21 protein-coding genes are annotated in these 21,687 nt (G+C 62.1%); 5 read left to right on the top strand and 16 right to left on the bottom strand.

The genetic code is table 11. The annotated features are described in order from the left end of the window. Positions 1-186 precede the first annotated feature (186 nt). The gene (locus PATSB16_RS19015) at positions 187-648 is read left to right on the top strand and encodes an Lrp/AsnC family transcriptional regulator (RefSeq protein ID WP_047215577.1); all 462 of its coding nucleotides are present in this window, start codon (positions 187-189) and stop codon (positions 646-648) included. Positions 649-654: 6 nt separating this feature from the next. On the opposite strand, the gene PATSB16_RS19010 is transcribed toward PATSB16_RS19015, so the two are convergent. The 5 genes from PATSB16_RS19010 to PATSB16_RS18990 all read right to left on the bottom strand — a co-directional run bounded on the left by PATSB16_RS19010 (position 655) and on the right by PATSB16_RS18990 (position 7,319). Next, on the bottom strand, positions 655-2,229 hold the full coding sequence (locus PATSB16_RS19010) for an asparagine synthase-related protein (protein WP_052892751.1): 1,575 nt from the start codon (positions 2,227-2,229) through the stop codon (positions 655-657). A gap of 331 nt (positions 2,230-2,560) precedes the next feature. Beyond that, positions 2,561-3,865, bottom strand: coding sequence for an MFS transporter (locus PATSB16_RS19005; protein WP_047215576.1), 1,305 nt, complete (start codon positions 3,863-3,865; stop codon positions 2,561-2,563). 116 nt (positions 3,866-3,981) lie between these two features. Then, positions 3,982-5,148 carry a tricarballylate utilization 4Fe-4S protein TcuB gene (gene tcuB / locus PATSB16_RS19000; RefSeq protein WP_047215575.1) on the bottom strand — a complete coding sequence of 389 codons (1,167 nt, stop codon included), beginning with the start codon at positions 5,146-5,148 and terminating at the stop codon, positions 3,982-3,984. Then, positions 5,135-6,553, bottom strand: a complete 1,419-nt coding sequence (gene tcuA, locus PATSB16_RS18995) for an FAD-dependent tricarballylate dehydrogenase TcuA (protein ID WP_047215574.1) — start codon at positions 6,551-6,553, stop codon at positions 5,135-5,137. Before tcuA ends, tcuB begins: the two co-directional genes overlap by 14 nt. A 28-nt stretch (positions 6,554-6,581) precedes the next feature. Beyond that, the gene (locus PATSB16_RS18990; protein WP_047215573.1) at positions 6,582-7,319 is read right to left on the bottom strand and encodes a GntR family transcriptional regulator; all 738 of its coding nucleotides are present in this window, start codon (positions 7,317-7,319) and stop codon (positions 6,582-6,584) included. A 252-nt stretch (positions 7,320-7,571) separates the two neighbouring features. Between PATSB16_RS18990 and PATSB16_RS18985 the strand changes: the two genes are divergently transcribed. Next, on the top strand, positions 7,572-8,762 hold the full coding sequence (locus tag PATSB16_RS18985) for a M20 aminoacylase family protein (protein ID WP_047215572.1): 1,191 nt from the start codon (positions 7,572-7,574) through the stop codon (positions 8,760-8,762). A 190-nt stretch (positions 8,763-8,952) separates the two neighbouring features. On the opposite strand, the gene PATSB16_RS18980 is transcribed toward PATSB16_RS18985, so the two are convergent. The 5 genes from PATSB16_RS18980 to PATSB16_RS18960 all read right to left on the bottom strand — a co-directional run bounded on the left by PATSB16_RS18980 (position 8,953) and on the right by PATSB16_RS18960 (position 13,619). Then, positions 8,953-9,969, bottom strand: a complete 1,017-nt coding sequence (locus PATSB16_RS18980) for a homoserine dehydrogenase (protein WP_047215571.1) — start codon at positions 9,967-9,969, stop codon at positions 8,953-8,955. Between the two features lie 83 nt (positions 9,970-10,052). Further along, entirely contained in the window at positions 10,053-10,763 is a 711-nt protein-coding gene (locus PATSB16_RS18975; RefSeq protein WP_047215570.1) for a glutamine amidotransferase, read from the bottom strand. Positions 10,764-10,887: 124 nt separating this feature from the next. Next, on the bottom strand, positions 10,888-11,595 hold the full coding sequence (locus PATSB16_RS18970; RefSeq protein ID WP_156884508.1) for a ribonuclease activity regulator RraA: 708 nt from the start codon (positions 11,593-11,595) through the stop codon (positions 10,888-10,890). 26 nt (positions 11,596-11,621) lie between these two features. Further along, entirely contained in the window at positions 11,622-12,407 is a 786-nt protein-coding gene (locus PATSB16_RS18965; RefSeq protein ID WP_047215568.1) for an SDR family oxidoreductase, read from the bottom strand. Between the two features lie 9 nt (positions 12,408-12,416). After that, positions 12,417-13,619: a pyridoxal phosphate-dependent aminotransferase gene (locus tag PATSB16_RS18960; RefSeq protein ID WP_047215567.1), complete on the bottom strand. Its 1,203-nt coding sequence runs from the start codon at positions 13,617-13,619 to the stop codon at positions 12,417-12,419. A gap of 92 nt (positions 13,620-13,711) precedes the next feature. Here PATSB16_RS18960 and PATSB16_RS18955 point away from each other — a divergent pair, with 92 nt between their 5' ends. Beyond that, entirely contained in the window at positions 13,712-14,629 is a 918-nt protein-coding gene (locus PATSB16_RS18955) for a LysR family transcriptional regulator (protein WP_047215566.1), read from the top strand. Positions 14,630-14,868: 239 nt separating this feature from the next. On the opposite strand, the gene PATSB16_RS18950 is transcribed toward PATSB16_RS18955, so the two are convergent. Together PATSB16_RS18950 and PATSB16_RS18945 are read right to left on the bottom strand one after the other, a co-directional pair. Then, on the bottom strand, positions 14,869-15,831 hold the full coding sequence (locus PATSB16_RS18950) for a delta(1)-pyrroline-2-carboxylate reductase family protein (RefSeq protein ID WP_047215565.1): 963 nt from the start codon (positions 15,829-15,831) through the stop codon (positions 14,869-14,871). A gap of 121 nt (positions 15,832-15,952) precedes the next feature. Continuing rightward, positions 15,953-16,858: a cytochrome c gene (locus tag PATSB16_RS18945; protein WP_047215564.1), complete on the bottom strand. Its 906-nt coding sequence runs from the start codon at positions 16,856-16,858 to the stop codon at positions 15,953-15,955. A 132-nt stretch (positions 16,859-16,990) separates the two neighbouring features. Between PATSB16_RS18945 and PATSB16_RS18940 the strand changes: the two genes are divergently transcribed. Both PATSB16_RS18940 and PATSB16_RS18935 read left to right on the top strand, forming a co-directional pair. Beyond that, positions 16,991-17,500 (top strand): FUSC family protein, encoded by a 510-nt coding sequence (locus PATSB16_RS18940; protein ID WP_047215563.1) that lies wholly within the window; start codon positions 16,991-16,993, stop codon positions 17,498-17,500. Positions 17,501-17,640: 140 nt separating this feature from the next. Next, a complete protein-coding gene (locus tag PATSB16_RS18935) occupies positions 17,641-17,958 on the top strand; it encodes a 4a-hydroxytetrahydrobiopterin dehydratase (RefSeq protein ID WP_257786660.1) in 318 nt (105 codons plus the stop codon). 4 nt (positions 17,959-17,962) lie between these two features. Here PATSB16_RS18935 and PATSB16_RS18930 read toward each other — a convergent pair whose 3' ends face one another. The 4 genes from PATSB16_RS18930 to PATSB16_RS18915 form a co-directional block, all read right to left on the bottom strand. Then, the gene (locus PATSB16_RS18930) at positions 17,963-18,181 is read right to left on the bottom strand and encodes a DUF3717 domain-containing protein (RefSeq protein ID WP_047215561.1); all 219 of its coding nucleotides are present in this window, start codon (positions 18,179-18,181) and stop codon (positions 17,963-17,965) included. Between the two features lie 63 nt (positions 18,182-18,244). Further along, on the bottom strand, positions 18,245-18,697 hold the full coding sequence (locus tag PATSB16_RS18925; RefSeq protein WP_047215560.1) for an SET domain-containing protein: 453 nt from the start codon (positions 18,695-18,697) through the stop codon (positions 18,245-18,247). 212 nt (positions 18,698-18,909) lie between these two features. Then, the gene (locus tag PATSB16_RS18920; protein WP_047215559.1) at positions 18,910-19,557 is read right to left on the bottom strand and encodes a MarR family winged helix-turn-helix transcriptional regulator; all 648 of its coding nucleotides are present in this window, start codon (positions 19,555-19,557) and stop codon (positions 18,910-18,912) included. A 149-nt stretch (positions 19,558-19,706) separates the two neighbouring features. Continuing rightward, a complete protein-coding gene (locus PATSB16_RS18915) occupies positions 19,707-21,254 on the bottom strand; it encodes a B12-binding domain-containing radical SAM protein (protein ID WP_047215558.1) in 1,548 nt (515 codons plus the stop codon). Positions 21,255-21,687: the final 433 nt, after the last annotated feature.

Below are 21,687 nucleotides of genomic sequence, written 5' to 3'. Positions count from 1 at the left end.
ACCCTGGGCGGCGGCATCGGCGCGCCGGTGCTTGGGCGAAATATTGTCATTGGCAGCCACGGCCGTGCCTCGGCCCGCTGCGTCGATGAGGAAAGTGTATGCGGGGTGCTGCGAAAAATTTTTACTTTTTCACTCAGAAAATAGCACAATAAGAAATAAGCGTTTTCCTAAAAGGCAAATTTCGAGATGAACGTTATCGATGGCTTCGCCCGCAAGATTCTGCGCCTGCTGCAGGCGGACTCGCGTCGTTCGGCGCAGGAATTGTCCGAACACGTGGGATTGTCAGCCACGCCCTGCTGGCGCCGCATCAAGGACATGGAACAAAGCGGCGTCATCCAGCGCTACACGGTGCTGCTCGACCGCGAGAAGCTCGGCTTTCATATCTGCGCGCTGGCCCACATCCAGCTCACGCGTCACACCGAGGGCGGCACCGAACAATTCGAGCGGGAGATCAGCACCTGCCCGGAGGTCACCGAGTGCTACAGCACGACCGGCGAGGCGGACTACATTCTCAAGATCGTCGCGCCCGACATCAAGGCCTACGACGAATTCCTGCACAGCCATGTGTTCCGGCTGCCCGCGGTAGCCCAGGTCAAGACCAGCGTCGTGCTGCGCGAGATCAAGTTCGACACGAGCTTGCCGCTGTAGCCGGCCTCACGCCAGCGCCGGCTCGGTCTCCCCGGTGCCGCTGAACATCGCCTCGCGGTTGTCGAACACTTCCTGCAGCACCGGGTAAGCGCCGAACTTCTCGAAGGCGTGCTCGCCGGCAAAAGCGCCGAACAGCGCTTGCCAATGCATGAACAGGAACATCGAAAATTTGTCGCGCAGCCGCGCGGCCGGATACGCCTGCCGGCAGGCTTCGAAGTCTTGATCGGGAATTTCGTCTTCGACGGCCTGTATGACGGGCAGGATGCCGCTGGCATGATAAAAGCCCATCTTGCTGCGCCACACGATCTCCCCCGGCAACAGGTCCTCGCACGATTGCCGCAGAATCATTTTCTCTACGACCTGCCCGGCCGACGTTCCCAGCAGGCTGGCCATCGGCAGGTTGGTGACGTATTCGACCAGCGCGGGGTCCAGGAACGGCACGCGCGCTTCGAGCGAATAGGCCATCGTCGCCCGGTCCAGACGCAGGCATTCGGTGTTGTGGATATTGTCCAGCGCCAGGCGCATGCAGCGGCCAAACGCGTCCGGACTCTTGTTCAGAAACACGCCATACCCGGCGAATATTTCGTCCGCGCCTTCGCCGCACAGCACGACTTTGACGCCAGCCTCGCGCGCCGCCTTGGCCAGCAGCATCGTCATCAAGCCTTCGAGCACCAGCGCCGGGTTGAACGACTCGGTATGGCGCACCGCGTCGGGCAGCAAGGCGCGCGCCTCATCCAGTTCGAGCCAGCGGATCACGTGAGGAATCGCCAGGTGCTCGCACACCCGCTGCGCGGCCGCGATATCCGGCGAGCCCGGCACGCCGACCGTAAAGGCGGTCGTCTCGGGCCGATATTTCGCGCACAGGGCCGTGACGATACTCGAGTCGATGCCGCCCGACAGGAAGGTGCCGACCCCGATGTGCTGGTCCACCATCAAATGCTTCTCGACGGACGCCTCGAGCAGCGCGCGCACCATCGCTGCGCTGGGCACGGATTTGGCGCGCGGCGCGGCCCGCTCGTGCCAGCGTTGCAGTGTCGAGCAAACCACCTGGGCACCCGGCTCGATCAGGTCGAACGCCTCGATGTCTTCATCCAGCACGGCAAAGGCTTTGGCCTCGGAGGCGAAGTACCAGGCGCGCCGGGTCCTGGCGTAATACAACGGCTTGATGCCGTAGCGATCGCGGCATGCAAGGAAGTCGCCAGTGAGTTCGTCATACACGACAAAGGCGAACATGCCGTCGAGGAAACCGGCACATGCCGCGCCATATTTGCGAAACAGCGCAAGGATGACCTCGCTGTCCGAATCGGAGGAGAAGTCGAATTCGTGCGAAAGATCGTCGCGCAACGACCGGTGGTTGTAGATTTCGCCATTGCACACCAGGTGCAGGCGGCGCGCCGGATCGTGCAGCGGCTGGCTGCCGCCACGCGCATCGACAATGCTGAGCCGGCTGATGCCGAGCAGGCATTGCTCGCCGATGCGCTCGATTCTGCGCTCGTCTTCCCCGCGATGGCCGATCGCATCGAGCATGCGCGGCCCGAGTAGCGGATCGGCCACACCGATGCAAGCAATGATTCCACACATAGGAGGCACCTGAACTCAGTGGCGAAGGTTTGCATCGCCGATGCCGCATCTCGAGGAATCGTGCCCGGCGTCCAGCTCCGGCCCTCGCCAACTGCGCTGCGTCTTCAGGATGGTGCTTCCGATTGTAGTTTTTTGCATGCGGTGCGATACCCACGAATTCCGTAGCACCGCTACGGCTTCCGGGCGAAAACTACGGGGATCCGGCTACCGCGCGCACCGGGGCGCCTGGCACAGCAGGGATGCAAAAAGGCCGCCAGCGATCGACGTGATTGCTGGCGGCTGGGCAAATACTCGTTGAACTGCCCGCGCGATCATGTCGCGGGCCATGCCGCTACGCCTCGAGACTGGCCCCTTTGGTATCGGGCGTGGCCAGGATTGCGAAAATCGCCAGCACCGCGTAGCACATCACCATGATACCGATGTAGAGGTAAGCATGATGAATGCCGTATTTGCGCAGCATCATGCCGGCCAGAATCGGAATCAGGCCGCCGCCGTAGATCTGCGACACCTGATAGCCGGCGCTCGCACCGGACGCCCGGTATTTGGTCGGGAAATTTTCCGTGTAGAAGGTCGGCACCGCGCCGTAGCCAAAACCGAACACGAACCCGAAGCCGACGATCTCGGCGATCGCCGCGAGCATGAAGTTGCCGGTATTGAGCAAATAGAAGTACGGGATCGCGAACAGGAAGGCCACCACGGCGGAGGTCAGCAGGATCGTGCGGCGATTGATCTTGTCGGCCAGCAGCGAGCCGATGATCATGAACACCAGCATGAAGCCCGCGGCGATCAAGCCGATGGTTTCGGCCTGCATGGCGGTGAAGCCGACCGATTTCATGTAGCCGGTGCCGAACACGAAGCTCAGGAAAAAGACCCCGCTGAACATGGCGTTGACCAGCGACGTGCGCAGGATGCGCAACGGCATGTCGCGCCACACCTGCCTGGCCGGATGGGCCAGGAGTTCACTCTTCGATTTGTAGCCCTCGAACACGAAGCTGTCTTCGGTGCGGGTTCGGATCACGATGCCGACGATGGCTACGATGAATCCGACCACGAAGAAAATGCGCCAGCCCCAGTTGAGAAACTGTTCGTGCGTCATCAGCGACTTGACGACGATCACCGAGCCGAAGCCGAGCAGCAGCCCGAGCGGGATTGCAAAGCCGACCCAGGCGCCCCAGAAGGCGCGGTACTTCGACCGGGCGGCCTGCTCGACCACCCACGTCGAGGCCGTGCCGAACTCGGCGCCGAAGCTGATGCCCTGCACCAGCCGGAAAACGATCAGCAGGGCCGGTGCGATCACGCCGATTCTGTCGAACGAGGGCGTCAGCCCGATCAGCAGCGTGCTCACGCCCATCAGGACCAGCGCATAGACCATCGCGTCCTTGCGCCCGACGCGGTCGGCGAGATTGCCGAAGATGTATGCGCCAAGCGGGCGGATCACGATACCCATGCCGTACACCGCGATGGCCGCGGCAATCGCGGCCAGTCCCGGCAACTTGAAAAAAACATCGCCCCAGACCGTCGCGGCGATGATGCCGGTTACCAGAAAGTCATATTGCTCGATGACCGAACCGATAATGCTGGCCAGGGCGACCTTGTAGATCTGCTTCTCGGTGGGATGACCCGTTGCTTGTTGCATCTTATGTCTCCGTTAAAAATATTTCGTGCGTGCCGAATATGTTCGTAGCGTCCACCTTCTCGCCGACGCGTCGGCCACCGCGCATGCCCGCGTCGCCGCCGGTTCACCACTCGCCGCTACTCACCGCCAACCCCCAGCCTGGGCGGATGCCGCTTCTCGATCGACCACTTGAGCAGCGCCGCGCCGCGGTATACGCCGTGGGCAAACTTGCCATACGGCAGCGTGGCGAATAACGCCATCACCGCCCCCAGATGAATCGCCAGCAACACGCCCATCGCCGCGCTCTCGCGCCAGGCCAGCAGCGCCAGTCCGCTGATGCTGACCAGCAGCAGCAAGGCGATGAAACCGCGGTCCATCGGCTTTTGCCGCGCGTCGCCGTGCAGCGGGTGGCGGCGCAGATTCAGCCACAGCAGTCCTGCCGGCCCGATCACCAGGCCGATGCCGCCGAGCGTGCCGAGCACCACCGGCAGGCTGGTGAGCGCATACGGCGCCTGCCAATCGAACAGGTAGTGATAGAGCGTCGCCACGCAGGTCGCGGCAAAGCACGACAGAAAACCGTAGAAGGTCAAATGATGGAAACGTCGGCGTGCCAGCGTGAAGGCGTCGTCGCTCTCATTGCAGCCCTGGCCGTGCCCGCCATCGAGATATTTGAGCCGCAGCGCATCGTGCGCGGCTTCGGCCGCGGCCCCGCCCGACGCGGGGCCGGGCGCCTGATCGCGCCAGAAGCGGCGCACGCCGATGCCCAGCGCGACGACGGCGAACAAAAACACCGCGCCAAACATGAGCGCGAGCGTATCGTGCGGAAAAATCGCATAGAAGTTGGCGGCCAGCGGCCCGCTGGCCCACTGCCCCTGGATCAGCGCCACCAGGCTCAGAAACAGCGCCAGGCCGGTCGCGGCGGCCAGCGCCAGCGTCAAACCATTGCGCTTGTACAGAGCGCCCAGAGCCGCCGGCCACGCATAGTCGGTGTAAGTTTCGACACGCACCCTGGCCATCGCCTGAGGCACATTGACGGCGAATTCGTGGGGCGGCGCATATTGGCACGCGTGCAGGCAAGCGCCGCAGTTGTGGCAAAGGTTGGCGAGAAAGTGAATGTCGTTTTTGGCGAATGTGAGCCGGTGCGTCATGGCGGGAAACACCGCGCAGAAACCTTCGCAGTACCGGCATGCATTGCAGATCTGCATGATGCGGCCGACTTCCGCTTCGTCAGCGCTTGATGCGGCCGGCATCTGGTTGGCGCCCAGGGCGGCGGCTTCGCGGGTGAGCGCCTCAAGCGACTGCATGACTTACTCCATGAGAGGTTGTAGCGGGTTGGCCGGCCGAGCGTGCAGCCTGGGTGCCGGCGATGCGGCCGAACGCGGTGCCGATGGACATGCCCACGCCGGCCGTATAGCCCTTGCCGAGCACGTTGCCGGCCATCATTTCGCCGGCGACGAACAGGTTCGGGCTGGGTTTGCCGTCGAAATGCACTGCCGCCTGTTCGTTGGTCTTGAGCCCCAGATAGGTAAACGTGATGCCCGGGCGCAGCGCATAAGCGTAAAACGGCGGAGTGTCGATCGGCCGCGCCCAATGGCTCTTGGCCGGCGCAATGCCCTCGGTGTGGCAGTCGTCGAGCACCGCGTGATCGAAGGTGCCGACCCGGCACGCCGCGTTGTAGGTTTCGATTGTTCTGACGAAAGTCGGTACGTCGAGCCCGGTGGCTTGCGCGAGTTCCGCCAACGTGTCGGCCTGGATGCCCGGAAATACTGGCGGCATGAAGCGGCCGATCGCCTTGGAGTCGATGATCGAGTAGCCGATCTGCCCGGGTTGCTGGGCCACCAGCCGGCCCCAGATCGCGTAGCGTTTGGGCCAGAAGTCTTCGCCCTCGTCATAGAAGCGCTCGGCGTTGCGATTGAGCACGACGCCCAGCGACACGCAATCGACGCGCGTGCAGATGCCGCCGTCATAGAGCGGCGCGCGCGCATCGATCGCCACGCAATGCGATTGCGACGGATCGCCAATCGCATCGGCGCCGGCCTTGATCATGAACTTGAGCAGCACGCCCATATTGAAGCGCGTGCCGCGAATCAGAAAATTATCGGCCACCCATTCGCCGTTGACCTGGCCCCACGCCTCGCGCAGCCACGCGCGGTTCGACTCGAAGCCGCCGGCGGCGAGCACGCAGCTGCGCGCGGCGATCCGTTCGTCGCCAATGCGGGCTGCCACGAAGCGCTCGCCGTCGAGCTCGATCGCATCGACCGGCGCGTTGTAGCGAATCTGCACGCCGAGCGCCTCGGCACTGCGGTAATAGGCATTGACGAGCGCCTTGCCGCCGCCCATGAAAAAAGCGTTGGTGCGCGCCACGTGCAGCGCGCCCGACAACGGCGGCTGAAAGTGCACGCCGTGGCGGCGCATCCAGTCGCGGCAGTTCGACGAGGCCCGAATCACCAGCCGCGCAAGCTTCTCGTCGGTCTGCCCGCCGGTAACCTTGAGCAGATCCTGCCAGTACTCCTCTTCCGGATAGGCGTCGACCAGCACGTCTTGCGGGCCGTCGTGCATGCAACGCAGATTGCGGGTGTGCTGCGTATTGCCGCCACGCCACTCGCGCGGCGAAGCCTCCAGCAGCAGCACCGAGGCGCCCGCCTCGCGCGCCATCAACGCTGCGCACAAGGCGGCGTTGCCGCCGCCGATGACCAATACATCTACCATCCCTGAATGCCCCCCAAAACCCGATTTTTCAATCAATTTGCCCGGGCCGCATCGGCGCCGCCGAGTCCGGGGCAGACGCGGGTTCCTGCCCGAACAGCATCTTCAGCCGCAGCAGGCTGGCGTTATGGATATGCCGGCGCGCGGCCTGCTCGGCGCCGTCCGCGTCGCGCGCGGCAATGCGCTCGACGATCTCGGCGTTCTCGCGGCAACCCGTGGCCATGCGCCCGGGCGACGAATAAGTGGTGGTGCCCAGCAGCTCCAGCGTATCGCGCAGCACCCCCATGGCCTGCAGCAGATAAACGTTGTGCGACGCCGCGACGATGGCGTCGTGCAAACGCCGGTTGCCGGCTGCCATTTGCGCGGGCGTGGCGGCGTGCTCCAGCTGCGCACAGAGTTGCTGCAGCGACTGGATTTCGAGCGGCGAGGCCTGCTCGGCGGCAAAACGCGCCGCCGCGCCCTCGAGTACCTCGCGCATCGCATACAACTGCATGACGTGGCTGTTGGACAACTCGGTGACGACGAATCCGCGCGAGGCGCTAAGCGCCAGCAACCCTTCGGTCGCCAAGCGCTTGAGCGCTTCACGCACGGGCGTGCGGCTGACCCCGTATTTTTCGGCGATTTCGACTTCACGCAAGCGCGTGCCCGGCAACAGGCGCTGCTCGCGGATATCGGCGCGCAGCCGGTCGTACACGAACTCCCCCAACGGCCCGGCGGCCGAAGAACTGCTCGCGCCCTCGCGTCGGGGCTTGCTGAGCTTGGTATTCAACGTCGATCTCCTGGTGGGCGCGGTGGCGCGTCGCGCTGACGCAGCACCCGACTCTGTTTGCACACGAATGTATACATTAGAACACAATCGTGACGATGTCCAGCGTTTGCCCGTCACCGATGCCGGCCGGCTTCTCAAGCGAGGCGACAATCTCTAGACTTGCCCCATGCCGGGCATCACGGCGCGCGACATCCCAGCGCCGCGCGTTCCCGTTTCCCCCCACTGTTGGACTCCTGCCAGGACCCGATCGACATGGACGCAAAAAAATCCTTCTGTGAAGTGAACGATCTGACCGATGCCGCCGAAGCGCTGCGCGCGATCCGCCACCAGATTCATCGGCACCCCGAATTGGCCTACGAAGAGGTCGAAACTGGCGCGCTGGTCGCCCAAAAGCTGCGCGAATGGGGTTATGAGGTCACCACCGGGGTGGGCAAGACCGGCGTGGTCGGCACCCTGAAAGCCGGCGACGGCAAGCGCAGCATCGGCATCCGCGCCGACATGGACGCGCTGCCGATCGTGGAGGAAACCGGCTTGCCCTACGCCAGCCAGCACCCCGGCAAAATGCACGCCTGCGGCCACGACGGCCACACCACGATGCTGCTGGGCGCAGCCCAGTACCTGGCGAATACGCGCCGGTTTTCCGGCACGGTTCATTTGTACTTCCAGCCGGCCGAAGAGCACGGCGTCAACAGCGGCGCACGGGCGATGATCGAGGACGGCCTGTTCGAGCGCTTCCCGTGCGACGCCGTATTCGGCATGCACAACCATCCGGGCATGCCGCCGGGCACCTTCCTGTTCCGCGACGGCCCGTTCATGTCGGCCGGCGACAAGGTGTTCATCACCATCAAGGGAGTCGGCGGGCATGCGGCGCGGCCGCATTTGACCGTCGATCCGGTGGTGGCCGCGGCCAGCGTCGTGATGGCCCTGCAAACGGTGGTCGCGCGCAACATCGATCCCACCGAGCCGGCCGTGGTGACGGTCGGCGTGTTGCAGGCGGGCACCGCCAACAACGTGATTTCAAACAGCGCCAAGCTCGAGCTGAGCGTGCGCTCGTTCAGCCCCGCGGTGCGCGAGAAACTCAGGCAGCGCATCACCGAGCTGGTCCACGATCAGGCCAAAAGCTATGGCGCGAGCGCCGAGATCGAGTACATCATGGGCTATCCGGTGGTGGTCAACAGCGAGCGCGAAACCGAATTCGCGATTCAGGTCGCGCAGGAGCTGGTGGGCCCCGACAAGGTCGTGCCCCACACCGGCCTGCTCATGGGCAGCGAGGATTTCGCCTACATGCTGCAGCAGCGCCCCGGCTGCTTCCTGCGGCTGGGCAACGGCGAGGGCGAAGACGGCTGCATGGTGCACAACCCCGGCTACGACTTCAACGACAAGAACCTGCCGATCGGCGCGGCATACTGGGCGCGGTTGGTCGAACGCTTTTTGGAGCCATGACCTCTGAAAATCGGACCGTCGGTTCAAGCGCCGTGCTGATGGGGCGCAGGCCGCGGTAGAAACCATTTCAAGTGTTCACTCGAGTTGCAGCGCGCCTTCGCGGTCACCCGTCCGGTCCTTGGGCCGATATCCCACGCCCAGTCGTCCGACACTAATTCGATGGTTCGACCCCGTTCAGCCCGATGACGGGCTATTCCACGGGCCGATACAGATCGCGCAAGACGTGTTCGAAGTCCTTTAGAGCCGCACCTGCGGTACCGTAGGGATTGGAGCCGCCGCCAACGATGACGAAGTCACCCATCAAATCGGTGGACACGCGAATGGCCTTGTTTCTTCCGTGCACCCGGAAAAACGGGTGTGTTTCGTCGCATAGCTCCAACCTCACCGAGGCGTCGTAAGTCGCGCCGACCGATTCGATGACCCCGACAAGGCGCGGCATGACATTGCCGGCTCGCCAACGTCGCACGTCTTCAAGAGTTACGCCACTGATTCCCTGTCGAGGCATTTCTTGCACCTTGATCGCTGTGCCGAATGCCGCGTTGCACACGATGGCGATCTTGCAGGCGGTATCCCAACCGTCGGTATCGAGGGAGGGGTCCGACTCCGCAATCCCCAGATGCTGTGCCTCCGATAGTGCCTCGCCAAACGAGCACTCCTTGTCCATCATCTCCGAGAGGATCACGTTGGTGGTGCCGGTCACGATCGCGGCAACCGAGGAAATTTTGCATCCTGCCAGGTTGTACTGCAGCAAATCAATGGTGGGAAGCGCCGAGCCAGCCGCCCCGCTAAGCTTCAATGCGACCTTCTGGCGCGCTGCGACGTCGCTCAGCGATGTGTAGGCCAATGCCAGCGCTCCTTTGGAGATGGCAATAACGTGAACCCGTCGTTGCAATGCCGCCGATATATAGGACAGCGCGGCACCCCCGGTGCGAAAGTCCGTTGGGCTCGATTCGAATAAGACATCGGCAGGCACGCTTTCGACGAAGGCCGATCCGGTCAAGCCTTTGGTATAAGCGGCCCGGTTGCCAAGACGCGCTTTGTCCAGGCCGGCTTCATCGATCAGGCCTGCAGATGAGCCGCAAACACCGACCACGCGTACGTCGAACTGGTACCTTGCCCGATAGTGAGGCTGGCGATCGAGCAAGAGTTCGGCAACCTTGCGGCCGATGCCGCCAAAGCCCGTAATTGCTACATTTATTCTGCGCATGAATTGTGTCCTTTGATCCTGCCTGGTCCGGAACTCCTGGATTGGCGCGGCGTGGGTTTAGGCGGCCAGAGCCAGTGCTGACGCTATAGACCCAGGTCCCGGAGCCACCGCGTGAATACCACGGCGGACACGGCGGCTAACTCGTTCCCGTAGCGCAGGGCCTGCGCACGCAGGACAGCCGGGTCGATCTTTTCCTGAACAAGCTCTCCCGAATTGCCGACCAGCCACCGCTCGATATCCGCGCACTCGACCTCGAGATGGAACTGCAGTCCAAGAACATGCTTGCCAAATGCGAATGCCTGGTTGCGTCCGATCGACGTTCTGGCCAAGTGAAGCGCACCCTCGGGGATTTCAAACTCATCGCCGTGCCAATGCAGGACCGGTGTAGACCTTAGCCCGTGCAACGCAGACTCAAGCCCGGCCTCCGTCAGCTCCACGGCTGCAAAGCCGATTTCCTTGACACCCATGGGCGTCACGTTTGCTCCAAGCACACGGGCAATCAGTTGCGCGCCCAGGCAGGCGCCGATCAGGGGAACGCTCGTATCGACGCATTGCTTTATGAATGCGATTTCCCTGGTGAGGAATGGATAGGAGGGCTCATCAGCGACGCCCAACGGGCCACCGAGGATGACGACGAGATCGAACTGCGTCGCGTCGAAGGCATCCCAATCGACGGTTGCCGCGTCGATCTCGTCGATTTCGAAGCCACGCCCCGACAGAACGTGGCGCAATGTCCCCAGGTTTTCGAATGCCACGTGCGATACCGCAAGGGCCTTTTTTGGAACCAATCTCATGCACATCCTTTCCGGGACTGAGGCTTACCGCGGGAAAACGAAACTTGCAACCGAGCGATTATCGAGCCCGAACCCACCAGACTCCAACCCATAAACCGGCCCGGATGTGGCCGATCCGCGTCGTTCAGTCCTTCGCGCAGGCAGCTTGATACTTCGCCTTATTTTCGTCACTTGGCGGATATAGGCCGGGCAGCCTTGCACCTGCATTCACCTCCTGCATGATCCAACCTTCAAAACGCTCCTGTTCCACGGCGGCATCGACGATATCGTCGAGCAGAGCGCTTGGAATGAGGACGGCACCGTCCTGATCGGCCACGATCACGTCGTCGGGAAATACCGCTACGCCGCCACAGGCAACAGGTTGCTGCCAGTCCACGAAGGTCAGGCCTGCGACCGAGGGCGGCGCCGCAGCACCGCTGCACCAGACGGGCAGGCCGGTGCCGAGCACGCCAGCCAGATCACGTACGACTCCATCCGTAACCATTGCCCGCACCCCCCGCTTGGCCATGCGGGCGCAAAGAATGTCACCCCAGACGCCGGCATCCTTGACGCCCATGGCGTCCACCACGGCGACGCAACCCGCCGGCATCTGTTCAATGGCGCCGCGGCTAGACTTCGGCGAAGCCCAGGACTCGAGTGTTGCAAGGTCTTCACGTGCCGGAACGAAGCGCACCGTGAATACACGGCCAACCACGCGGGGAACATCCTTCGCCAGAGGAAACGCGCCGCGGATCCAGACGTTGCGAAGGCCTTTTTTAAGCAGGATGGTGGTGAGGGTCGCCGTCGTGACATTGGACAGCGCTTTGACGATGGCGGGATCAAGGGGGGTCATGGCGATCTCCTTCATGAAATGGTGAGTCAGATCGATTGGATAAGGCCACCGTCCACGCGCACCACTGTGCCAGTGATGTAGGAAGCCTTTTCACTTGCGAGGAAGGTGGCGACGTCAGCGTATTCTTCAGGACGGCCATACCGGCCTATAGGGATGGATGCCGCGCTCTCGAGCTCCACCAGGGAAACGTCGCGCTGCTCCCTGCTCGCCTTCACACCGTCCAGGAAGCGCGTGCGCGCTGTGCCGATTCGCCCCGGCACCAGCACGTTCACCGTTACGCCGTCTCGCGCGACGTCCTTCGCCAGCGTCTTGGACCAGCCGAGCAAGCTGAGCCGCGCCGTATTGGACAGTCCAAGGTTGGCAATCGGGGCGACCACGCCGGAGGAAGTCGTGGTGATAATCCGCCCCCACCCCTTCTCACGCATTCCCGGCAGCACCCGGTCGGTAATGGCGATGACAGGAAGCACCATGGCGCCGAAGACCTTTTCCCAGGACTCACGCGGCTGCCCGTCGGCTGGTCCAGGTGCGGGGCCTCCGGTGTTGTTGAACAGAATGTCGATGGAAGCGGCCGCAGAAAGCATCTTGGACATCGCCTCGGAAGTCTGCTCTGGCGAAGCGAGGTCGAACACGTACGAATGAGCGACGCCACCTTCATCCTCAACCCTCCGAACCGCAGCTGCGAGCGCACCCTCATTGATGTCCGCGAGGAATAGCTCCGCGCCCTCTCGAGCCAACGCTACCGCGACCGCGCTGCCGATACCGCCACCGGCGCTGAGGACCAGCGCTCTTCTCCCCTCGAGACCCAGATCCATTTGATGCCCCTAGTCGATTTGCTTGGCCGCTGCGGCAAGCCGCTTGCATGCCTGACGCAACTGCTCGGTGTCTGTTGCAAACGAAATCCGGAAATGGCCCTCCGATCCGAACGCACTACCTGGAACGACGGCTACCCGCGCCTTTTCCAATAGGAATCTGGCTACGGCAATGTCGTTGTTCAGCCGCTGCCCGTCAGGTGTCTTTCGACCGATCCAGCCGGAGCAAGACGGAAAGAGGTAGAAGGCGCCCTCGGGCCTGCGGCATTCGAGGCCGTCGATGGCATTGAAGGCTTCGAGACACAAGTCGCGGCGCTCCCGGAAGACCTCATTGCGAGCGCGCAGGAAGTCCATGGGACCATCGAGGGCGGCCAGTGCGGCATGCTGGGCAATCGAGCAAGGATTGCTTGTGCTCTGAGACTGGATCTTCGCCATGGCCTGAACCAGGAGCTCAGGGCCCGCGGCGTAGCCAATGCGCCAGCCGGTCATCGCGTAGGCTTTGGAAACGCCGTTGACAGTGAGCGTCCGCGGATACAGCTTCGACTCAATCCTGGCCAGCGTATTGAACTCCCAGCCGTCATAGCGAAGGTGCTCGTAGATGTCGTCGGTCAGGATGAAGACGTTGGGGAAATCCAGAAGGACGTCGGCCAGAGCCCTGAGCTCCTCCCGCGAGTACCCGGCGCCCGTGGGATTGCCGGGAGAGTTCAGGATTAGCCACTTGGTGCGGGGCGTGATGGCAGCGCGTAGTTGGGCCGCCGTCAGCCTGTAGCCCTGGTCCGGGCCACACGGCACCTCGACGGGATTTCCTCCCGCGAGAAGCACCATGTCGGGATAGGAAACCCAGTAGGGCGCGGGAATGATCACCTCGTCGGCGGGATTCAAACTCGCGCTCAATGCATTGAAGATCACGTGCTTTGCGCCCGCCCCGACGCTGATTTGGCTGCGCTCGTATTCCAGACCGTTTTCACGGAGGAATTTGCGGGCAATTGCCGCTTTCAGCTCCGGAGTTCCATCTACATCGGTATATCTGGTGAGGCCTCGTTCAATTGCATCCTTGGCGGCGACGCCGATGTGCTGCGGCGTCGGGAAGTCGGGCTCGCCCTGGGCAAGCCCAATCACATCCGCCCCTTCACGACGCAGCTGGGCAGCCTTTTTGGCGATTTCGAGCGTCGGGGATGGCTTGACTGCGTTCAACGAGGCGGCAAGTAAGTTCATGTATATCTCCAGTAGGAGTTGAATTTACGGACTTGCCAGGAACATGTATATCGATATATTTTTGTGCTTTCCATCAATTTTCTGAATGCTCGATGCTCACCGAACTGCGCACCTTCATCGCCGTATGCCGACTTGGGACGTTCCAGGCCGCAGGCGACCGCATCGGCCTGACCCAATCCGCGGTCAGCAGCCAGATCAAGCGGCTGGAAGAGTCCCTGGGATTCGCGCTGTTCGAGCGCACGGGGCGGGCGGCAATCCTGAATCCCGCAGGCCAAGCGACACTGCCGAGAGCCGAAGAAATCTGCGCGCTCTACGACAAACTTGCGGAGTTGCCTGGCGAGACCATGGTCGCCGGCATGATGAGGATAGGAGCGATTGCTTCTGTCCACGCGACTTTGCTTCCCCGTGCATTAGCCGCTTTGAGAGTGCGGTTTGCCTTCCTGCGAATCCACGTCATACCGGGGCTCTCCATTTCTCTGATGGACGCGCTCGATACCGGACAGATCGATGCCGCGATCATCATCAAGCCTCCGTTTGGATTGCCTCAGGATATGACCTGGCAACCGCTGATTCGCGAGCCCTATGTCCTGCTCGTGCCGAACCAAGTCAAGGGCGATGACTGGCGAAAGATCCTTCGGGAAAATCCGTTCCTGCGCTACGAGCGCACATCCTTTGGCGGACGCTCGGTGGAGAGGTTTCTTCGGCGCGAAGGGCTGACTGTTTGCGATGCGATCGAACTCGACGAAATCGCGGGGTTGATCAATCTGGTTGCCATTGGGATGGGCGTAGCGCTGATTCCCTTGGCAGCCGCAAACCTTCCTCTGCCAAAGAAGGTCAGGGTGGTGCCATTGGGCGAGCAATCGTTCCATCGCGAGATCGGTGTTTTGCAACCAAACCCTCGTGGAGCGCCCGCCGCAGCCAGCGTCCTTCTGGAATGTCTGCTCGCTGCCAGCGCCGGCATGCCCGGGAGCCTCGCAAACCGAAAAAGTCTTGACCAAGGTAGCGGATAACAGTCCGGCCGCTTGAGCCGCTGTACCCGATGGTGTTCTTCGATGCGCTGCGCGTCAAGCCCGGTGGCTCTTACCGCGGCTCAGGACGGAAAGTTTGCCGGAGAAACCGTCTACAGCATCTTTCGATTGGTGTTGAAGGGCCTCCGATGCGCGGCAAATTGCGCCACCGCCTCCCTTGGAGGGAACGCCTGAAACAAGCGGGCATCTCCAGACCGCTGCGTACTTCGACCCTGGCGGCGTCAAGAACTTCCCTCCAACCGCCGCGCGCACAACACCGCCGCCAGATCCCACAGCGCGCATCCCACGCTCTTGAACAGGACCGGGCCGCCGGCGCGGAAGCGGTCGGGGGTGAGCACGGCGTCGACCAGCGGCACGGCGCGCGACCAGTTGATGCCCGCGTGCAGCAAGTCGCCGGCCTCGTGCTTGACTTCCCAGGTATCGATCACCAGCGTGCCGCGCACCGCGGCGTCGCGACACAACTGCGGCGGCAGCTCCTGCATGTCCGGGCGAAACGCGCCGACGGCGGCGATAAAGATGTCGTCGCGCCAGCGCATCGCGCCGCTGTCGGGCAGTACCGGAGTGGTGCTGGTGGTTGCGGCAACGACCACCGTGGCAGACTGCAGGCCCGCTTCGACCGAATCGACCACGGTGGCTTCGACGCCCAGCGTCTGGGCATGATCGGCCAGGGCCCGGGCGTTCGCGCGGGTGCGCGAATAGAGCATGAAGTGGCGGCTCTCCAGGCCGGCCGCGAAGGCTTCGAGGTGCGCGCGCGCCTGCACGCCCGCGCCGACGATCAATACCGGGCCGCGCGGGCGCGGCGCGAATTTGCGAGCCGCCAGCAAGGATACGGCGGCGGTGCGCCGGCTGGTCAGCACGGGGCCGTCGAGCAGCATCAGACGCTGGCCGTTATTGGCGTCATACACCAACACTTCGCCCTGAATCGCGGGCAACCCGTGGCGCGCGTTGCCGGCATGCACATTGACGTGCTTGGTCATGGCGATGTCGCGGTTGCTGGCCGGCATCACCAGCAAGATGCCACCCGGCCTGCCGTCACGGCCGTCGCCATCGCCAACGTGGCATACCAGCCGCTCCGGTGCGTGCGCGCTGCCGCTGCGCATTTCGGTCAACATCGTCTCGATGGCGTTGGCCAACTCGGGATAAGGCAATGCCTGCGCGGTCTGCTGCGCATCCAGCGTAATCATCGGCGAGTCTCCTGTGATATCCGGCGCGGTGACTGATGCCGTTCAGTGTAGCGTGAGTTATCGTCGCCGTTTGCCTTCCCATATCGCGATGTCGGACATTCATGCGAAAGGATGATCGGGATCAACCGCCCGGCGAGGGCGGCGCGGGAATTTTGCGCCCCGCCATATGGTGCAAATAGGCGAGCAAGTCGCGCAACTGCGCATCCGAGACGGTCGCGCGATCGATTCCCGGCATCCGTGCGTTGGGCCACCAGCGCAGCGACTGCGGGTTGCGAATGTAGCGGGCCAGGCGTGCGTCGCCGAGATACTCGACCGGATTGAACGGCACATTCAGATCGGGGCCCAGGTGGGAATCGCCCGCCCCGTTGAGCGAGTGGCAGGAAAAACAGGCCCGCTGAAACACCGCGAAGCCGCGCATGATCGCGCCGTGCGCCGGTACATCGGCGGCGGGTCGAATTGCCGGGAAGCGCTCGGCCGGGGACGCAACCGCCTCGATGCGCTCGATGCTGTAGGTCCAGTAACTCTGATTGATCGATGCGCCCGCGCCGTGCGCCCTGTCTGCCGGCAGCGTCCAGACCAGCCGGAACGGGCCGATATCGTGGCCTTCGAGTTGCGGCCACGGCGCGGCCGGGTTTTCCACCGCGAGATAGGCGCGCGGGGCATCGGGCTCGCTGGTGAGGAGCAACCCCATAGGCATGTGCGAAATGTAGCCGTCGCTGGCCACCAGTGTCGCGCTCGCGCCCGGCGGTATCGGCAAGCCATCGAGCAATGATGCCATCGGTATCGCCGAGACGGTCATGCGGCGCTTGAAATTGTCGTCATCGAGCGTCACCGGCGCAAGGCGCGGATCGGCCAGCAACTGGGCACGCGTCCAACTGCGCTGATGCGCGGCGGCCGAGATCGTCAGGCGCGCACCAGCATCGGCCGCCGCTGGCGTCGCCGCCCGTGACTGGCCCTGCGCCGCGCCGAGCGCGCACCCGGCTGCCAGCAGCCAACCCGCGAGGTATCGTTTGATGATCTGTCGCATCGATGTCTCCGCTTGGGCGCAAGAGCGCGCCGCGATGTCCGCGCGATTCTAACCCGCCGTATCGGCATGCGAAGCAGATTCGGCAAGCGCCTATGTCATACTGGAAATTCCTCGGTTCCTTGCCGCATCGTCATGCAGCTTTTCGCCATCAGCCTGCGCAAGAATGCGCTGGTCTACACCGTGAAGATCCTCACCGGCTCGCTCATCGTGTGGTACGGCCTGCGTTTCGTTGGTTTCGAGGAGCCCTACTGGGCAATGATTTCACTGATCATCGTCACCGAGCCGGACTTTGCGCAGGCCAAGGTGAACTTCAAGGCGCGCACCATCAATACCGTCAGCGGTGCGGTCATTGCCTGTCTGATGCTGGTGCTGCTCGGCCCGACCCTGCCGTCGATGCTGGTCGCGCTGGTGCTGGCCGTGCTGGTGGCAATGCTGATTCACAACTATCCGGCCAACTGGCGCCTGGCGCCGGTCACGGTGGTCATTTTGATGTCGGCGGCATTCAGCGGCAGCAATTTGCACGAAGAACTGCACATGGCGATCCTGCGCGTGGTCGAGGTCCTGACCGGCAGCACGGTCGCGCTGCTGCAGTCGCTCGTCTATGGCAAGCTGGTGCACCATCCGGACGCGACGCCGCATTAAACGTCGATACGCGCCGAACTTTTCAGACCACGCGACAGACAAAGCATGCTGCGGCGCCGCATCAGCAAGACGCCGCCGCCTGTGGAACAATCCAATATATGTGATCGGTTCGCGCCGCACCGTGCGGCGCGGGCTCTCGCGTGTGTCGCTATGAGGATGCTGCAATGACCAATCGACTCTCTTCCGAAGAACGTGCCGCCCTGCTCGAAACACTGCCCGGCTGGCTACCTGTGACCGGCCGCGATGCGATTCACAAAACCTTCGTGTTCGACGATTTCAATGCGGCGTTCGGCTTCATGACGCGCATCGCGCTCAAAGCCGAACAGATGAATCATCATCCCGAGTGGTTCAACGTGTGGAATCGCGTCGAAATCACGCTGTCAACGCACGACGCCAACGGCCTGACCCGGCTCGACGTCGATCTGGCCGCCGCGATCGAAACCTTTACCCGCCAGTGAGCGCTCAGCCGCGATGCCGCTGATACGCCTCCCAGGCCGAGCGCGCGGCATCGTCGAGCGCGGTCAGCGACACGCTGCTCGCGTGCTCGACGATCATCAGCGCGTAGGGGCGGGACAGCGCACTGGCCTCGCGGCATAACTTCATTTCATCGCCGGCAGCCGGCGACACGCTGCGCCAGTAGTTGATCGCTGCCTCCAGTTCGGTGAGTGTGATGTCGGCCATGCGTTTCGCCAGAGGGAAGTCGGTGAGCAAAGCGGTCAAACGCCGCGCAAGCCGCTGAATCGATCAGCGTTTGGGCGCCAGCATCGTGCCGCGGCACTGCGCGCTGCCGCAGTGACAAGCATACTCACGTTTGAGCTTGGCCGTATAGCGGGCATCGATTACCAGGCCATAGTCATAAAACAATTCTTCGTCCGGCTCGATAGCCTGCCGGGCGTAAATGAAAACGCGCTCGCCTTCTTCGCGAGCCTCGCAGTTGGGGTTGCAGGCGTGATTGATCCAGCGCGCGTTATTGCCCTGCACCTTGCCGTCGATCACACGGCCGCCCTCCAGACTGAAATAAAAGGTGTGCTGCGGATGCTCGGGATCGTGCGGATGACGGCGCAGCGCCTCGCGCCACGAAATGCGTTCCCCTTTGTATTCGATGATGCGCTCGCCCTTGGCAATTGCCCGGGTTGCGAAGACGCCTTTGCCATGCACGCCCGACTGGCGTACCACGATTTTGCGCTGGGAGGTCATGTGATCAATTCGATGAGAACCAAAAACCGGGCCGGAGAAATGCCAAAAGCCGCAGTGTACAGGAGCCACATGTCGGCTTGTCGGTGCACGCAGGCCGTCCGCACCTGCGGCCAATTGCCGGCTCATCCATTTTATCGAGGGGACAAAAGAAAACAGCCGATGGATCGCATCGGCTGTCTGGAACAACGGAATTGGTTCGGGTAAACGCTGTGTCACCCCTTGCTGAAAATACGCCACGTCTTGCGTTGGGTGGTCGCGTCGGCGATCTCATGCCCGTTGCAATCGAGGCGCAGGTGCGCATCGTCCAGCGCGATATCGAAATACCCGCAGTGATACGGTGCCGCGCCGCGCGCATGAGCGGCCGGATCGAAGTGCGCGCAGCTCACGCACATGCGTTGCGTGGGAATGTCGCCGCGTCCCTGCATGCCGTAAATCATCTTGACCAGGAGCCGGTACATCTGGCCCTGCTCCTTGTCGCTCAGTCCGTCGCAGGCGGACACGAGAAAGTCCGGCCACTGCGAGGCCTTGCGCGCCGCGGTCTTGCCGCGAGCGGTCAGCCTGAGCGCCAGCGCGCGGCCATCGTTGGCGTCACGGCGCTTTTCAAGCAGACCCTTGTTCTCGAGCGTGCTGACTGCCTCGCTGACCGTGGCCGACGTGAGCGCCGCGTCACGGGCAATGTCGCCCAGGCGCATCGGCGCATTGCGCATCAACAGCAGCGTCAGGATTTCGCCTTGCGTCGGTGTTAACCCTGCAGCGGCCGCGCCTTCCCAGGCGTGACTGCGTAAGGCCGTGCCAAGCCGCAGCATACCGGCGGTAATGCGCTTGGAGAGTGTTTCCTGGGGCGATGTCTGATTAGCCATGATTTTATGATTAGGATTTCTAATAACTATATGTCGTTAAACAAGCAAGTCAAAAATAAATTGCAAAAATGTGCTTTAAATCAAACGTTCACGACCTTTTCCCGCTTGCAGCTCGCAGGCTCGGGATAAACCCTTAGGCCACTCATCGCTCATCGATATGCATGCCGTAATTGTCTTACTGGATTGGGGGTTCGGCGTATCGGTTCTTGTACTGATGTAATTTGCGATTTCTCCGTAACAAAGTGTAAGCGGCCCCGTGCTCCGCTGGCTTCATAGTCGGAATGCAAACTATCGAGAATGCGTGCTTCGTCGGCCACCGCACCGGGTCTCGCCTGCGTCGAAGGCTCGGTAAGCCACGCATGCAGCAGGCGAAACAGGCGTTCGAGTTCGAGCCGGTGAGTGACCCCGGTGCTCGCGTACAACCAGTCCGACAAAGCCATGAAATTGTGAAATGGCGCGGCGCCCAGCACCAACGGCAAGGTAGTGGCAAATCGACCGGAGTTGGCCAACAGGTCCCAATAACGCGAAAAACGGGACAACCGCTGCATCGAAGAAAAGTCGACCGCCGACGTGGCCAGCACGTTATAGGGCGGCGCCGGGTTGTATCGCATGCCGAACGCCTCGGTGTGCCGGATAATCGGCGTGCCGCGCAAGCGCTTGAGCACGCCGAGCTGGATTTCGTCGGGTTGCCAGCTGATCAACCGGTCGAAACCTTCCCCGAAGCTCTCCAGCGTCTCGCCCGGCAACCCGGCAATCAGATCGACGTGCAGGTGAGCATGCGAATGCTGTTTGAGCCAGCGAATATTGGCCTCGGCCAATGCCAGATCGGTCCGACGCGAAATGTGGCCCTGTATCTGCGGATTGAGTGTTTGCAGGCCGATCTCGAACTGCAGCGTGGCAGGCGGAAATTTGGCGATGGCCGCCTTGAGCGCATCGGGCAAATGATCGGGCACCACTTCGAAGTGCACGAATACCGGGTCTTGCGGCGCCTGGGCCAACTTCTCGAGGAAAAACGACAGGATTCGCAGGCTGTTTTTTACGTTGAGATTAAAGGTGCGGTCGACGAACTTGAATTGCCGCGCACCGCGCGCGTAAAGCATCGCGATCTCGTCGAGAAAGGCATCGAGCGGAAAGGCCCAGGCCGTCTTGTCGAGCGCACTCAGACAAAACTCGCATTTGAACGGGCACCCGCGCGACGCTTCGACATAAAGCACCCGGTGACGGATGTCCTCGTCGTCATAGTAGCGGTAAGGCATCGCCAGTTCGGCCAGCGGCGGCTGTTCGCCGACGTGCACCTTGGTCAGGATCCGCTTGCCGGCCAGAATATCGCGGCACAATCGCGCGAAGGTCACATCGCCCCAGCCGGTGATCACGTAATCGGCCCGGCGGCAGATTTCCTGCTCGTCGGTTTCATGGCTGACTTCCGGCCCACCGAGAACAATGATCGTTTGAGGTGAAATCGTTTTCAGCAAAGCGACAAGCCGGGCGGTCTCGTCGACATTCCAGATATAGACGCCAAGGCCCACGATGCGCGGCTCGCTTGCCAACAGTTTCTCGGCAATCACCTCCGTCTTTGCGCCAATCACGAATTCCTGAATGCTGGCCAGTGCCTGCAACTCGCCCAAGTTGGCGTACAGGCTGCGCAAACCGAGCGACGCATGCGCATAGCGGGCATTCAAAGTGGCCAGAACAATCATCGTTGTCGGCGAGAAATTGGGGACAAAATGGTCCGGATTTTTTGTGAGAGTGCGATTGTAGCCGTCTTTTCCTTATTTTTTACGTATCTTTGACAAAGTAAACGCTCACACCCGCCTCAAGCGCCCGCTGCCTCACAGCTTGTGGATAACTTTCTGGATAACTGGCTTTTTTTGTTGTGAACGGTTTCGGGATAAGTCGCCCGCGATGAACACCGAGGCAAAAGTTGTCCCTTTTTGTCCTGTTCTATCCGACCGGTTGTCCGAATGGTTTTTTGTTCCGCAAGGAATTGTTTTATTGAGACTAATTCGTGTTATCCACAGAATCAAGGGAGCGTTGTTAACTACTACTATGTTTACATACAGTAAACCTTGTAAACACCTAAAACCGTACTATGAGCCGCCGAAAACCTGTACAAAAACGCAGTCTGATACA

It is taken from the genome of Pandoraea thiooxydans (genome assembly GCF_001931675.1).
Taxonomy (GTDB): Bacteria; Pseudomonadota; Gammaproteobacteria; order Burkholderiales; family Burkholderiaceae; genus Pandoraea; species Pandoraea thiooxydans.
The sequence above is the reverse complement of the archived record's forward strand: the minus strand, read 5'-3'. Positions and strand labels throughout refer to the sequence as shown.